At 63.2% G+C, this 13,479-nt stretch carries 13 protein-coding genes, 1 rRNA gene and 1 riboswitch; of the genes, 1 reads left to right on the top strand and 13 read right to left on the bottom strand.

Annotated features, from left to right (window positions below; genetic code table 11):
- Window positions 1–2: 2 nt before the first annotated feature.
- The 13 genes from ACQ4WP_RS08640 to cobT all read right to left on the bottom strand — a co-directional run bounded on the left by ACQ4WP_RS08640 (window position 3) and on the right by cobT (window position 12,881).
- Window positions 3–1,457 carry a cobyric acid synthase gene (locus ACQ4WP_RS08640; protein WP_436519679.1) on the bottom strand — a complete coding sequence of 485 codons (1,455 nt, stop codon included), beginning with the start codon at window positions 1,455–1,457 and terminating at the stop codon, window positions 3–5.
- Window positions 1,454–2,260: an ABC transporter substrate-binding protein gene (locus ACQ4WP_RS08635; RefSeq protein ID WP_436519677.1), complete on the bottom strand. Its 807-nt coding sequence runs from the start codon at window positions 2,258–2,260 to the stop codon at window positions 1,454–1,456. Before ACQ4WP_RS08635 ends, ACQ4WP_RS08640 begins: the two co-directional genes overlap by 4 nt.
- Window positions 2,257–3,168, bottom strand: coding sequence for a cobalamin-binding protein (locus tag ACQ4WP_RS08630; RefSeq protein WP_436519675.1), 912 nt, complete (start codon window positions 3,166–3,168; stop codon window positions 2,257–2,259). Before ACQ4WP_RS08630 ends, ACQ4WP_RS08635 begins: the two co-directional genes overlap by 4 nt.
- Window positions 3,165–4,151: a threonine-phosphate decarboxylase CobD gene (gene cobD, locus ACQ4WP_RS08625; RefSeq protein ID WP_436519673.1), complete on the bottom strand. Its 987-nt coding sequence runs from the start codon at window positions 4,149–4,151 to the stop codon at window positions 3,165–3,167. The genes ACQ4WP_RS08630 and cobD overlap by 4 nt, the downstream gene beginning before the upstream one ends.
- Window positions 4,144–5,097, bottom strand: a complete 954-nt coding sequence (gene cbiB / locus ACQ4WP_RS08620; protein WP_436519671.1) for an adenosylcobinamide-phosphate synthase CbiB — start codon at window positions 5,095–5,097, stop codon at window positions 4,144–4,146. The genes cobD and cbiB overlap by 8 nt, the downstream gene beginning before the upstream one ends.
- A complete protein-coding gene (gene cobU / locus ACQ4WP_RS08615; RefSeq protein WP_436519669.1) occupies window positions 5,091–5,657 on the bottom strand; it encodes a bifunctional adenosylcobinamide kinase/adenosylcobinamide-phosphate guanylyltransferase in 567 nt (188 codons plus the stop codon). Before cobU ends, cbiB begins: the two co-directional genes overlap by 7 nt.
- A gap of 7 nt (window positions 5,658–5,664) precedes the next feature.
- A complete protein-coding gene (gene cobO / locus ACQ4WP_RS08610; protein ID WP_436519667.1) occupies window positions 5,665–6,309 on the bottom strand; it encodes a cob(I)yrinic acid a,c-diamide adenosyltransferase in 645 nt (214 codons plus the stop codon).
- Window positions 6,306–7,079 carry an ABC transporter ATP-binding protein gene (locus ACQ4WP_RS08605; protein ID WP_436519665.1) on the bottom strand — a complete coding sequence of 258 codons (774 nt, stop codon included), beginning with the start codon at window positions 7,077–7,079 and terminating at the stop codon, window positions 6,306–6,308. Before ACQ4WP_RS08605 ends, cobO begins: the two co-directional genes overlap by 4 nt.
- Complete coding sequence (locus tag ACQ4WP_RS08600) at window positions 7,076–8,101, bottom strand: FecCD family ABC transporter permease (protein WP_436519663.1); 1,026 nt, start codon at window positions 8,099–8,101, stop codon at window positions 7,076–7,078. Before ACQ4WP_RS08600 ends, ACQ4WP_RS08605 begins: the two co-directional genes overlap by 4 nt.
- An 85-nt stretch (window positions 8,102–8,186) precedes the next feature.
- Window positions 8,187–10,172 carry a TonB-dependent receptor domain-containing protein gene (locus tag ACQ4WP_RS08595; RefSeq protein WP_436519661.1) on the bottom strand — a complete coding sequence of 662 codons (1,986 nt, stop codon included), beginning with the start codon at window positions 10,170–10,172 and terminating at the stop codon, window positions 8,187–8,189.
- 10 nt (window positions 10,173–10,182) lie between these two features.
- Window positions 10,183–10,424, bottom strand: a riboswitch (cobalamin riboswitch).
- Between the two features lie 44 nt (window positions 10,425–10,468).
- On the bottom strand, window positions 10,469–11,023 hold the full coding sequence (locus ACQ4WP_RS08590) for a histidine phosphatase family protein (protein ID WP_436519659.1): 555 nt from the start codon (window positions 11,021–11,023) through the stop codon (window positions 10,469–10,471).
- Window positions 11,024–11,029: 6 nt separating this feature from the next.
- A complete protein-coding gene (locus ACQ4WP_RS08585; RefSeq protein ID WP_436519657.1) occupies window positions 11,030–11,836 on the bottom strand; it encodes an adenosylcobinamide-GDP ribazoletransferase in 807 nt (268 codons plus the stop codon).
- Window positions 11,837–11,840: 4 nt separating this feature from the next.
- Entirely contained in the window at window positions 11,841–12,881 is a 1,041-nt protein-coding gene (cobT, locus tag ACQ4WP_RS08580; RefSeq protein WP_436519655.1) for a nicotinate-nucleotide--dimethylbenzimidazole phosphoribosyltransferase, read from the bottom strand.
- 491 nt (window positions 12,882–13,372) lie between these two features.
- Between cobT and ACQ4WP_RS08575 the strand changes: the two genes are divergently transcribed.
- A 16S ribosomal RNA gene (locus tag ACQ4WP_RS08575) occupies window positions 13,373–13,479 on the top strand; the annotation flags it as partial.

The raw sequence follows: 13,479 nt of genomic DNA, 5'->3' as shown, positions 1-13,479 counted from the left end.
CGCTAGCGTTTGATGTGATCCAGGGCGGCCAGCAGCGGGATGGCCGCATCGGCGATGCGCTCCAGGCTGGCCTCGCGCAGGGCGGCGGTGTCCACCGTGTGGCCGGAGTCCAGCCCCGCCCAGCGCAGCAGCGCCGAACACGCGGCGGGCGTGTCGAACATGCCGTGCAAATAGCTGCCCAGGATTTGCCCGTCGCCCGATACGGCCCCCTCGGGCCGTCCATCGATCATGAACGCCGGCTGCCGCAGGGCGGCGCCCTGCGAGACGCCCATGTGGATTTCATAGCCTGCCACGCGCGTATCGTCCGCGCCGGCAAACGCACAGTGGCCGCGCACCTGTTCCAGCCGCTTGTCGCTTGTCAGCTCTGTCACCATGTCCAGCAATCCCAGGGCCTTTGACTCTCCCGCTGCGCCCTCCACGCCCAGCGGATCGCACACACTCAGGCCCAGCATCTGGAAGCCGCCGCAGATGCCAAGCACCTTGCCGCCATAGCGCAGGTGTTTCGTCAGGTAAGCGGGCCAGCCCTGCTGCTGCAGCCAGACCAGGTCGCTGCGCGTGTTCTTGCTGCCGGGCAGGATCACCAGGTCAGCCGGCGGAATCGCTTGTCCCTGTTTAATGAATTGCAAGTCGATGTCGGGATGGGCGCGCAGCGCATCGACATCCGTGTGGTTGCTGATGCGCGGCAGTTGCGGTACCACCACCCTGAAGGCGCCACGTTCAGCCTGCATGGCTTCCACGGCATCTTCCGCATCGAGGAACAAGCCTTGCAGATAGGGCAGCACGGCCAGCACGGGCTTGCCCGTTTGGTGCTCCAGCCAGTCGATGCCGGGTTGTAGCAGCGAGATATCGCCGCGGAAGCGGTTGATGACGAAGCCGAGGATGCGTGCGCGCTCGCTGTCGGACAGGCAGGCCAGGGTGCCGATGATGTGCGCGAAGACGCCGCCGCGGTCGATGTCTGCCACCAAAATCACGGGACAGTCGACGGCTTCGGCAAAGCCCATGTTGGCGATGTCGCGCGCACGCAGGTTGATTTCGGCGGGGCTGCCCGCGCCTTCGACGATGACGGCGGCATATTGCTGGCGCAATCGCGCGTACGACTCCAGCACGGCGCCCATGGCGATGGTCTTGTATTGCTGGTAGTCGCGTGCATCCATCTCGGCGTGTACCTTGCCCTGGATGATCACCTGTGCGCCCGTGTTCGACGACGGTTTTAATAGCACCGGATTCATGTCCGTGTGCGGCGCAATGCCGCAGGCCAGCGCCTGCAGGGCTTGCGCGCGACCGATCTCTCCGCCGTCGCTTGTCACCGCGCTATTCAATGCCATGTTTTGCGGCTTGAACGGCGCCACCGTCACGCCGCGCCGTTTCAAGAGGCGGCACAGGGCCGCGACGACGGTGCTCTTGCCCGCGTCGGAAGTCGTGCCCTGCACCATCAGAGTGGGGAAGGGGCTGTTCATGGCTGGCGTTCCTGCTGATGTTGCCACTGCCCGATGATGTCGCTGATCTGGCGCAAGCCTTGCGTGATGGCGGCCGGACCTGGCGACAAAATATCGGGCGACTTGATCTCGAACAGCATTTCATTGCGCACGGCAGGAATCGCATCCCAGCCCGGGCGTGCCATCAGCTGCGCCGGCTGGAACTTCTTGCCGCACCAGGTGGCGATGATGATGTCGGGCGCGCGCCGCACCACGGCCAAAGGATCGGCGATGATGCGCTCTTTCGCACCCGGCTGCACGGACAATTCCGGGAAGGCGTCCGTACCGCCGGCGATGTCGATCAATTCCGCCGCCCAGCCGATGCCGCTCATCAGGGGATCGTTCCACTCTTCAAAGTAAATCACGGGCTTGCGCGTCCAGGAGGCGGCGCGGGCCCGGGCGGCGGCAATGTCCGCGCGCAGGCTGGCGATCAGTTCGCGGCCGGCGTCCTCGCGCTGCACCAGCGCGGCCAGTACGGCGATCATGCGCAGGATGCCCTCCACCGAGCGCTGGTTGAATTGGTGTACTTCGATGCCGGCCTTGACCAGGTCGCGGCAGATATCGGCCTGCATGTCGCAAAAGCCGATCACGAGGTCGGGCTGGACGGCCAGGATGCGTGCCAGGTCAGCGGAGGAAAAGCCGCTGATCTTGGTTTTTTCCTCGCGCGCGCGGGGCGGGCGCACGGTGAAGCCGGAGATGCCCGCGATGACGTCTTCGGCACCCAGTGCATACAGCGTCTCCACGGCTTCCGTCGACAGGCAGGCGATGCGCTGGTAGTGACTCATGGCGCGGCCTTGGTTGCGGGCGCGCTGCGGCGCTGGCGGGCCACTTCCAGCTGTTCGCACATGGCGGCGGTACCTTCGATCATGCGCGGGCCGGCGCGGTTCAGCAGGTCGCCATTCAGGCGGAACAGATTATTCCTGCGCACGGCCGTCATCGACGGGAAGGCGCGCCACATGGCCAGGCCGCCTTCGCTGCGCAGATCGCTCTTTTCGCTGGTGCCGAAAATGACTTCCGGGTCTTCCTGCAGCACGCCTTCCGGCGTGACGACGGGCGCCACTACCTTCATCGCGGCAAACACGTTCTGGCCGCTGCACAGGCGCATGGAGTCGCTGACGATGCTCGCGCCGCTCAAGGTATATAAAGGCTTGTCCCACACCTGATAAAACACGCGCACGGGCGGGCGCTGCGCGTATTGCGCCGTCAAACTGGCCAGTTTGGCCCGCAGCTGCGCGGCGGCCGGTTTGGCGACTTTTCCCGTGCCCATCAGCTGGCCCAGGCGCTCCATGCTGTCGGGGATGTCGGCCAGCTTGCGCGGCTCGCTGTGATAGATCGGCACCTTCAGCTGGCGCAGCATGGCGATCTGGCGCTCGGCGCTGCCATGCATCCAGACGACGATCAGGTCCGGTTTCATGGCGATGATGCGCTCCATGTCGTACTGGCGGTTGTCGCCCACTTGCGTGATTTTCTTTGCCGCTTCCGGGTAGTCGCTATAGCTGACGACACCAGCGATCCTGTCGCCGCCACCGGCCGCGAACAGCAGTTCCGTGACGTGCGGCGCCAGCGCGAGGATGCGCTGCGCCGGCTTTTTCACTGTGACGATATTGCCGTCGTCATCGCGCACGGTAATGGCGGCATGCGCCTGCAGCGAGATCAGTCCGGCCAGCAGCAGTGTGGTTTTCAAGTGGTTCATGTGTGCTTCCATGTAGTGAGGGTCTGCTGCAGGCGCAGCCAGGCGTGTTCTTTGGGGGGCAGGCCCAGGCGGATGCCGTGGGCCGCGTGGCGGAACAGGCGCACCCAGATGCCTGATTCTGCCATGTGGCGCCAGAACGCCTCGGCACGTTCTTCCGGCCACCACTGGAACAGCGCCGTGCCGTTGCTGGCGATGCCGTGCGCGGCCAGTAGCTGGTGCAGGCGGGCACCTTCGCCGCGCAGGCGCTCGCGCATCGCTTCCTGCCAGGGCGTATCGCTCAAGGCGGCCAGCGCCACCTGCTGCGCCGGGCCGCTGACGGTCCATGGGCCCAGCATGTCGGCCAGTTGTGCCAGCAGCGCGGGATGGGCGGCGACAAAGCCCAGGCGCAGTCCCGCCAGGCCAAAGAATTTGCCGACTGAACGCAGGACGATCAGTCCCGGCTGGATGGTATGTGGACCGAGGCTGGCTTGCGCTTCCGTGTCGCCGAATGCTTCATCGACCACCAGCCAGCCGCCGCGCGCGGCCAGCTTGCCGGCCCACTCCAGTAATACCTCGGGCGCGATGCGTTCGCCCGTGGGATTGTTCGGATTGCAGACGACCAGCACGTCGCAGTCGTCCACGGCAGCGGCCAGCTGCGCATACGGCACCTGCTGCAATTGATGGCCATACTGGGCCCAGTGGTGCGCATGTTCCGCGTAGGACGGGGCAGCCACCACCACGCGCGATGGTGCGCGCAGCCGGGGCAGGGCCTGGATGGCGGCCTGCGTGCCCGCGACCGGCAGCATGGCAGGCGCGTTGTAGTAGGCGCAGGCAGCGGCCGCCAGCGCCGGATCGGCTTCCGGCAGCCGGTGCCAGGCGTTCGCGGCGGTTCCGCGCACGGGATACCAGTGCGGGTTGATGCCCGTCGACAGGTCGATCCAGTCTTCCAGAGGCCGTCCGTATTCACGTGCGGCGTCGCGCAGCTTGCCGCCATGTTCAAGCAAGGTATGTCCCCCGCAGGTAGTACAGCCCGGCCAGCAGTGCCACCCAGATCAGCCACAGCACGGCCGTTTCGGCCACCAGGCGCCAGGCGCGGTCGATATCGCGCGCTTCGGCCGGGCGGCCGGCGCCCAGCGGCGGGCGGCGTTCCAGCTCACCGTCATAGAAGGCGTCGCCACCCAATGCCAGGCCCAGGGCACCGGCGCCGCTGGCCATCACGGGCCCCGCGTTCGGGCTGCTCCAGCTGGGAGCTTGCGTGCGCCAGCAGTGCCAGGCGCGCCGCTTATCCTCCATGCTTTTTCCCAGCAAGACGTAGGACAGGGCCGTCAGGCGCGCCGGCAGGTAATTGAGGATATCGTCGATGCGCGCGGCGCAACAGCCGAACCAGTCGTAGCGTGCGTTGCGGTAGCCCCACATGGCGTCGAGGGTATTCGCCAGCCGGAATAGCACGGCGCCGGGGCCGCCGGCCACGGCAAACCAGAACAGGGTGCCGAAGACGGCGTCATTGCCGTTTTCCAGCAGTGATTCCGTGCTGGCCTTGGCCAGGCTGGCCGCGTCGGCGTCGGCCGTGTCGCGGCTGACGATGCGCGCCGTCAGCAGGCGCGCCTTGTCCAGGTCATCCATGGCCAGGGCATCGGCGATCGGCTGGTTATGGTCGCGCAGGCTGCGCAAGCCGAGGCATAAATACAGCAAGAGGACATGCAGCGCCGCACCCGCCAGGCCGCATAGCCAGTAGGCGGCATAGCTGAGAGGCAGTACGGCCAGCATCCACGCAACGGCGCCGCGCAGGAAGCGTCCGCGGCCCCGGTTCAGCAGGCGTTCGAGCGCGCTGGCGAGGCGGCCAAAGCCCACCAGCGGATGCCAGCGGCGCGTCTCGCCCAGAATCATATCGAGCAGCACGCCAGCCGTCATCAACGCAGCCAGCATGGGCAGCGACAAGTCGCTCAGCATGGGCCGCCTTTCAGGTACAGCGGCAGGCCGGCGGCGACAAACACGGCCCGGTCGCACACGGCCGCCACGGCCTGGTTCAAACGGCCTGCTTCATCGGTGAAGCAGCGCGAGATGGCGCCGTAGGGCACGATGCCCATGCCCACTTCGTTCGATACTAGCAAGAGGTCGCAAGCGGTTTCCTCGATTTCAGCCAGCGCATACAGCAAGTGCGCACGCTCGCTGTGGAACAGTTCGGGCAGGGCGATGTCGCCCACGTCCGGATACGTCTCGCCGGTGGAAAACATCAGATTCGTCAGCCACAGGGTCAGGCAGTCGACCAGCAGCAGGCGACCGGGCCGAGCTTCCCGCAGGATGGCGTCGCCCAGGCGCAGCGGTTCTTCCAGTGTCGTCCACTCGGCCGGGCGCTGCGCACGGTGATGCCTGACGCGCGTGGCCATTTCATCATCGCCCGCCTGCGCGCTAGCGATGTAGACGACTTCCTTGCCCGACTCGCGGGCCAGCTTTTCCGCATAGGCGCTCTTGCCGGAACGGGCGCCACCGAAGACCAGGGTGCGCGTCATGGCGCTGTTACCACTCGGTGCCGATTTGTGCGCCGATGCCGGCCGCGTACGCATGCTTGACGACGGCCATCTCGGTGACGGTGTCGGCGATGGCGATCAATTCGTCAGGCGCGCCGCGGCCCGTGATGACCACGTGCTGCATGGCCGGGCGTTCCAGCAGGTCGGCGATGACCTTGTGCACGTCGAGGTAGTTGTATTTGAGGGCGATATTGAGTTCGTCGAACAGCACCAGGCCGTAGCTGGGGTCGGCCAGGAAGGTCTTCGCCTGCTCCCATGCCAGTTCGGCTTTTTCGATGTCGCGTTCGCGGTTTTGCGTTTCCCAGGTATAGCCTTCGCCCATCGCATGAAAACTGATTTCGTCGGGGAAGCGGCGCAGGAATTTTTCCTCGCCTGTCGACATGGCGCCCTTGATGAACTGCACCACGCCCACTTTCATACCGTGGCCCATGGCGCGGATGGCCATGCCGAAGCCGCTCGAACTCTTGCCCTTGCCATTGCCCGTGTTGACGATGATGATGCCGATTTCCTTGTCGGCCTTGGCGATGGCCGCATCGATGATGGCTTTTTTTCGTTCCATGCGCACGCGGTGGCGTTGGTTTATAGCTGCGGTATTGGCTGCGGTATCCGCATCGACGGGTTTGTTGTCGCTCATGTTTGATCCTCTTTCGGTATGAATATCTTGCGTTTGCCGTGGGCGATGATCTCGATCGGGTGGCCCAGGTAGTCGCCCAGGATGGATGCCTGCATCACGTCGGCCACGGGACCGGCCAGCCAGCCGCCGTCGCCCATCAGCAGCAGCGCATGGGTCGAGACGCTGTGCGCCAGGTTCAGGTCATGCCCCACCATCACCACGGTTTTATTCTGTTCGCGGCACAGTTTCGACAGCAGGCCCATGACGCTGACCTGGTGCGCCAGGTCCAGTGCATTGGCCGGTTCGTCCAGCAGCAGCAGGGGCGTATCCTGCGCCAGCATGGCGGCGATCGCCACGCGCTGGCGTTCGCCGCCGGACAGGCTGCGCACATCGCGTTCGGCCAGGTGTTCCACTTCCATCGAGGCCAGCGCCGCCAGGGCGATGCGCTGGTCGTCGCTGCCTTCCCAGTAATGGTTGTCGTGATACGGATGGCGCGCCGACAGCACCGTTTCGATGACGCGGTACGAGAACGCATCGTGGCGCGCCTGCGCCAGGAAGGCCCGTTCGCGTGCCAGTTCGTCGAGTGGCCAGTCGATCAGGGCGCGGCCCTGTATCGTCACGTGGCCCGCATCCGGTTCGCGCAAGCCCGCCAGGGTGCGCAGCAAGGTGCTTTTGCCCGCGCCATTGCGGCCGATCACGCTCCAGCATTCGCCATCCTTTATGTGCCAGATGAGGTTTTCCACGAGGGAGCGCGTGCCTGCCTTCAGGCCGAGTTGGTAAGTACGTATCATGTGCGGCGTAATCGGTGCAGTTGGTACAGGAAGACGGGCGCACCTATCATGGCTGTCACCACGCCGACGGGTAGCTGCAAGGGCGCCAGCACGGTACGCGCCAACGTATCGGCCAGCACGAGGAAGGTGCCGCCGGCCAGTGCGGCGGCTGGTATCAACAGGCGATGATCGGGGCCGCAGGCAAAGCGCAACGCATGCGGCACGATCAGGCCGACAAAACCCACGCTGCCGGCGCTGGTGACGGCGCTGGCCGTGAGCAGGCCGGAACAAAAGAACAGGCCCTTGCGCAGGGCGCCCACGCGCACGCCCAGGGTGCTGGCCGCTTCGGCGTGCAGGGCCATGACGTTCAGCGAGCGTGCACAGCGCAAGGCGAAGATCATGGCGCCCGCCAGGACCAGCCAGGGCATCAGCCGCGCCGGTGCGCCGGCCAGGTCGCCGATCATCCAGAACACCATGCTGCGCAAGCGGCTTTCCGGGGCGATGGAGAGCATCAGGGTGACGATGGCCATGCAGGCCGAGGCCAGGATCACGCCCGTCAGCAGCAAGAGCGAGGCGCCGCCTTCGGCCGCCGTGCCGCCGCGCAGGTCGCGGCGGGCAAAGAAATACAGCAGCATGGACACGCCGACGGCGCCGGCAAAGGCGGCCGCATCGACCACCCACAGCGCGCACATGAACAGTAGCGCGGCCAGCGCGCCAACGGAGGCGCCGGCCGAAATGCCCAGCACATACGGGTCGGCCAGGGGATTGCGCAGCAGCGCCTGCATCATGACGCCGGCCAGCGACAGCGCCGCACCGGTGACAAACGCGGTCAGCGCGCGGCCCAGGCGCAGGTCGAGCAGGGTGGCGGCGAGGGTATCGGTCCTGCCCTGCACGACATGGAGCAGGGCGGAAGGCAGGTCGGCGAGCGGGATCGCGATCGAACCGATCATGCCGGAGAAAATCAGGCTGGCAATCGCGCACGCGATCAGCACCGTGAGGATCACGGTGGCGCGGTGGCGCATATTGCGGAAAAATGGGTGCATGTACTGCCTTAAAAACGGGGACTGCAGAACTGCATCTGCGGGCGACGGCATGCCATCGCCCGCAGCTTACATCATTACGACGGGGTTATTTCATGCCGTAGCGTACGCCAACGAAGAGGTTCGAGCGTGGCGTCGCATAGAAACGGCTCAGTTCATAGTCCTTGTTGGTGATGTTGTTCCAGCGTGCCAGCACCGACCAGTCACGGGCAAACTGGTACGTGGTGTACAGGTTCAGCAATCCATAGCCACCGAGGGTGGTTTTGTTGGCGGTATCTCCAAAACGTTTGCCCGACAACTGCCATTCCGTACCGGCGGTCAAAGGACCGGTCGTGTAATCGACGGCGAAATTGGCGTGCTTTTTCGCGCGGAGTGTCAGTTGCTTGTCGATGGATTCATTGCGTGGATCTTGCAGGTCGATATTGCCACTGACGTTGAAGGCGCCGAACTTGTGCGCGCCAGCCAGTGTCACGCCTTCGAGCAGGGCTTTGTCGACATTCGTGCTGCAGCCATAGCCTGGTTTCCATCCAATAACTGGGCAAGCCGACACATAGTTGATCATATCGGTAATCTTGTTATGGTAGTAGATCGCGCTCAGTTGCGATTGGCCGTCGTTGTAGTGCAATCCAATTTCAGCATTGCGGCCTTTTTCTGGCTTGTTCGTGGGGATGCCAAAATCAGGGTAGTAGAGATCGTTGAAGGTCGGTGCGCGGAAACTGGTGCCATAGCTGGCGTTGGCGCGCAAGGTGTTGCTGAAACGATAGCCATAGGCGACGCTACCCGTGTTGTGCGTACCAAACGCCGAGCTGTCGTCGCGACGGCCGCTGATGCTGGCCAGGTGGGCGCCGCGCACCAGGTTGTACGATGCTGCAAAAGATTTTGTATTGCGTCCGCCGGACAGGCCTTTGGTGGAGCTCACGACATCTTCGTCACGGTACTCACCCAGCAGTTGCAGGGTGTCACGGCCAATGAGAATATCGTTTTGCCAGCTGATGTCAGTTTGCTTGGTGTCGAACTGGCTTCTGCCGGAGGAGCCGAGCGCGGAAACCGAGGTTTGTTTGTCCTTTGCCTGTGCGTAGCGCAACTCACTGGTCCAGTTCGGCAAGAACTGGTTCTTAGTGAAGACCGAGGCGCTTTCCTGCTTATTGTAGTTGCGTGCGTCGAAGTTCGAGCCCGCATCGTATTGTGCGTCCAGTTTGCTGTTCAGGAAAACCAGGCCGACGTCATGTCCCTTGGCCATCTGATAGCCAAACTGGCCGCTGACGCTTTCCTTGTCGTAGCCGTCTTTGTCCGGATTGTAGGTGTACGTCGGGGCGCCCAGCTTGGAGGCGGAAAAGCCATCCGATTTTTCCTTGCCCGCGGTCAGCGCGTAGCTGAAGCTGTTGTTGCCACCGGTAGAGCCGGCAACGCTGGCTTCCGCCTGGCGGGTGTTGTCGCGGCCGTAGCCGGCGAAGGCGGAAAAGCGCGTCGCGCCGTCGCCTTTCTTGGTAAAGATCTGGATCACGCCGCCGACGGCATCGGCACCATACATGGTGCTCAGAGGACCGTAGACGATTTCAACGTGGTCGATGCTCGACAGGGGCAGGGCGCTCCAGTTGGCAGCACCCGATGTGGCGGAACCAATGCGCACGCCGTCGACCAGCACGATATTCTGGTTGCTGTTCGCGCCGCGAATGAATACGCTCGAATTGGTGCCTGGGCCGCCACTGCGATTGACTTCAATGCCGCGCTGCTTTTGCAGCAGGTCAATCAGCGTACCGGCGCCCGAGCGCGCGATGTCTTCCGAGCTGATGGTCTGCGTATCGCTCAATACTTCGCTCAGGTGCTGTGGATAGCGGTTGGCGGTGACGACGATAGGATCGAAGGTATCGGGCGTGGCTTGGGCGAAAGCGGCAGGCGCGGCAATGGCTAGCGCGAGCGACGTGAGCGCCGCGTGGCGGGAAACAGCATGGGTCATGATAATTTTCAGTAAGTAATATGCAACCAGCCGACGTCCCCGTAGGCCAGATTGAACAGAAGTGGGAACTGAAGATGACGATCGAAGATAGCCATGGGCCATTCGGATCGCGAACATCCCCGTTCGCACACTTCCACCTGTCCTGGCCGGTATCCGGGCTGGCAAGTACCGCTATCCCACCTTCCCATGCTCGATGATTGCGAGCACAGTGGTTGTCAGAGATAGCTTGTCGTTCGCTTCCTGCTGGAAGGGACGACACTTGCTTACCGTTGCGGGGGCAGCACACGTTCGCCGCAGTTGCAGCATCGTGTTTCCCGTTTAACTGCGCTCATGGACATGAACGCGGGCACCAAAACCCCGCCATTATACGTGCAGCAGGCATGGACTGACATGGCTGGCTGGACAATTCAATATCAGAAATCGACAACAACCGTCGCCCCGTAGGCGATTTTGTGGACGGAATGGGCGGCCAACAGAGCGGTTTCCTCCAATGGTAGCCGGGCTTGCAGTGCCGACAGCAGGCGGATGGTGCCTGCATGGCAGATGATGACGACCGTTTCGTGTTGTTCGCGCAACAGATCGCCTAAAAACGCATCGACGCGGGCAGCCATCGCCAGCACATTCTCGCCGCCGCCGGGGCGGTACCAGGCCAGGTCGGCCGCCCAGGCATCGATGTCCGTGCGCGCGATCGCGTGCCATGGTTGCATTTCCCAGGCACCGAAATCCATCTCCGCCAGCCGGGCGTCGAAGCGCAGGACGCTGGAAGGCAAGTCTTGCGCCAATGCTGTTGCCAGGCCGGCGCAGCGGCGCAGCGGGCTGGCGTAGAGCGGCACACCGGCTGGCAAAGTCGCTTGCAGGCTGACGCAGACCGTGGCCATTTCGTGCGGCGCCACCGCCACGTCGCTGCGGCCATAGCAGGTGCCGCTGGTTACCTGCGGCGTGGGGTGGCGAACGAGGATCAGGCGCATGCTTGTTTAGTAGAAGCGCACTGGCGGCTGGAAGCTGGAGAGGATGGCCAGATAGACCGCTACTTCCGCCACTTGCTGCACGGCGCCAAGGCAGTCGCCTGTGTAGCCTTGCAGGCGGTGCTGGCATTTGCGGCCCAGCCAGAAAGCGGCAGCCGCCGTAGCCACGACGGCAAAGACCAGCGTGGCCCAGTCAAATACCCCCAAGGCGCCGCAGGCGATGGCGGGCAACAGGCCGCAGGTAGCGGCGATGATGAATTCAGCGGTGCTCATCTCTTGCGCCATCGGCTTGGCCTTGCCTTCGTCGCGCGCGTAATCCATGAACCAGATCAGCGAGACGGCGGCCAGGCGCGAGAGCGTATGGGCGATGAATAATATCGCCACCACCGTGGCGGGCGGCAGCGAAGCGAGCGCCGCGCATTTGATGGCCAGCAGGCAGAGGATGCCGATGGCGCCATACGCGCCGATGCGCGAATCCTTCATGATTTCCAGTACCCGCTCGCGCGTCACTCCACCGCCAAAGCCATCGCACATGTCGGCGAAGCCGTCTTCATGGAAGGCGCCCGTCAGGTAAATGCCGGCGGCGACGGCCAGCAGCACCGCCACCGCCGAAGGCAGGAGCCAGCTGGCCAGCAGATACACGGCGCCGGAAATGGCCGCCACCACCACGCCCACCAGGGGAAAGTAGCGCGAGGCATGCTGCAGCCACGCCGGCTCGAAACCCACCCAGCGCGGGATGGGCAGGCGCGTGAAGAACTGCAGCGCGATGAAGAACAGGCGGCACTGATGGACCGCTGCGGAAACGGGATTGGTCATGGTTTTAGTCTGGCGTGGACTTTTCGCTGACCTGGGCCGAGGCGAAGGTCGCCATCTCGCGCATGAAGTTGACGGCCGCGTGCAGCAGCGGCAAGGCCAGCGCCGAACCCGTGCCTTCACCGAGGCGCAAATCGAGATGCAGCAGCGGACGTGCCCCCAGGCTGGCCAGCAGCTGGCGGTGGCCGTTTTCATCAGAACAGTGCGAAAACACGCAGTAATCGAGGATGGCCGGCTGCAAACGGGCCGCCACCAGCAGGGCGCTGCTGACGATGAAGCCATCGATCAGCAGAATCATGCGCCGTTCGGCTGCTTTGAGCATGGCGCCAGCCATCATGGCGATTTCGAAGCCGCCGAAGGTGGCCAATACGTCGAGTGGCTCATGGGCTGCTGGATGATGGGCGACGGCCGCTTCGATCACCTGCTGTTTGTGCAATATGCCTTCCTTCGACAGGCCGGTACCGGCGCCCACGCAATCGGCGACCGGTATTTGCGTCAGCTTGTGCATCAGTGCGGCGGCAGCGGTGGTGTTGCCGATGCCCATTTCGCCAAAGCCCAGCACATTGCCGTCCAAGGTGGCGACCAGGTCCATCCCTGCCTGCATGGCGGCCAGGCATTGCGCCTGGCTCATGGCGGCTTTCTGGGCAAAGTTATGGGTGCCGGGTCCCTGCTTGCGGTCAAGCAAGCCATCGCGCGGGCCGAAGTCATGGTTCACGCCAGCGTCCACTATATATAAGGCGCAATCGTTCTGGCGGGCAAAGACATTGATGGCGGCGCCGTTGCCGAGGAAGTTTTCCACCATTTGCCACGTCACGCTTTGTGGATAAGCGGAAATGCCTTCGGCGACCACACCATGGTCGGCCGCGAAAACAATGATGGCGGGCTGATGCAATGCCAGCTGCGTGCTTTGCTGGATCAGGCCGATCTGGCGGGCCAGGGTTTCCAGTAGACCCAGACTGCCCAGCGGCTTGGTCTTGCTATTGATGGCATGTTCGAGTGCGCTGGCCAGGGCGGGATTGGCGGTGGGGCAGAGGTGTGGGATAGGCATGGGAGTCAAGGTGGATGTGGCAGGGTATTGCCAGCGCTACGATATCACACAGCAATATTTGCTCAGTTGCAAAATAGCCCTTGCAGGGCGTGCGGAGCAGGGCTATAATTCGCCCCCCTCGCTGAACGACGCATGCAAATGCCGAGTAAAGCAGGGTGAAAAAGAAGGTTGACGAAATGCTGCAAACGCTTCATACTCTTCCTTCTTCGCAGCTGACAAACACAACGCTTTGTCGATAGCGCGAAAGCAGTGCCGAATACAGTTCTTTAACAATTAACAGTCGATAAGTGTGGGCATTTGATGTAAGTGCAGCGTCAATCTTCGGATTGGCGTCTAACTTAAAATATCAAATGTTCACAAGAAATAATGAAATAGGCGCTACGAAAGTAGTGGCCTGTCAGTTTTTTGAGTGAGCAAATCTTTTGCAATGTAAAAGATTTGGATGGTAGTGATACTGTCCGACCTGTCAGAAATGACATTAAACAGAGATTAAACTGAAGAGTTTGATCCTGGCTCAGATTGAACGCTGGCGGCATGCCTTACACATGCAAGTCGAACGGCAGCACGGAGCTTGCTCTGGTGGCGAGTGGCGAACGGG

The sequence above is a fragment of the Janthinobacterium lyxosi genome (assembly GCF_051380665.1).
In the GTDB taxonomy this organism is placed as follows: Bacteria; Pseudomonadota; Gammaproteobacteria; order Burkholderiales; family Burkholderiaceae_D; genus Janthinobacterium.
Note: the sequence above shows the minus strand (reverse complement) of the source record. Positions and strands in the feature narration are given on the sequence as shown.

Excerpts from the sequence above, each read along its gene's own strand:
- cobT (WP_436519655.1), bottom strand. The coding sequence starts at position 12,881 with ATGCCTATCCCACACCTCTGCCCCACCGCCAATCCCGCCCTGGCCAGC.
- cobO (WP_436519667.1), bottom strand. The coding sequence starts at position 6,309 with ATGAGCGACAACAAACCCGTCGATGCGGATACCGCAGCCAATACCGCA.
- ACQ4WP_RS08605 (WP_436519665.1), bottom strand. The coding sequence starts at position 7,079 with ATGATACGTACTTACCAACTCGGCCTGAAGGCAGGCACGCGCTCCCTC.
- ACQ4WP_RS08590 (WP_436519659.1), bottom strand. The coding sequence starts at position 11,023 with ATGCGCCTGATCCTCGTTCGCCACCCCACGCCGCAGGTAACCAGCGGC.
- ACQ4WP_RS08585 (WP_436519657.1), bottom strand. The coding sequence starts at position 11,836 with ATGACCAATCCCGTTTCCGCAGCGGTCCATCAGTGCCGCCTGTTCTTC.
- ACQ4WP_RS08600 (WP_436519663.1), bottom strand. The coding sequence starts at position 8,101 with ATGCACCCATTTTTCCGCAATATGCGCCACCGCGCCACCGTGATCCTC.
- ACQ4WP_RS08630 (WP_436519675.1), bottom strand. The coding sequence starts at position 3,168 with ATGAACCACTTGAAAACCACACTGCTGCTGGCCGGACTGATCTCGCTG.
- cbiB (WP_436519671.1), bottom strand. The coding sequence starts at position 5,097 with ATGCTGAGCGACTTGTCGCTGCCCATGCTGGCTGCGTTGATGACGGCT.
- ACQ4WP_RS08640 (WP_436519679.1), bottom strand. The coding sequence starts at position 1,457 with ATGAACAGCCCCTTCCCCACTCTGATGGTGCAGGGCACGACTTCCGAC.
- cobU (WP_436519669.1), bottom strand. The coding sequence starts at position 5,657 with ATGACGCGCACCCTGGTCTTCGGTGGCGCCCGTTCCGGCAAGAGCGCC.
- ACQ4WP_RS08595 (WP_436519661.1), bottom strand. The coding sequence starts at position 10,172 with ATGTTCGCGATCCGAATGGCCCATGGCTATCTTCGATCGTCATCTTCA.
- ACQ4WP_RS08635 (WP_436519677.1), bottom strand. The coding sequence starts at position 2,260 with ATGAGTCACTACCAGCGCATCGCCTGCCTGTCGACGGAAGCCGTGGAG.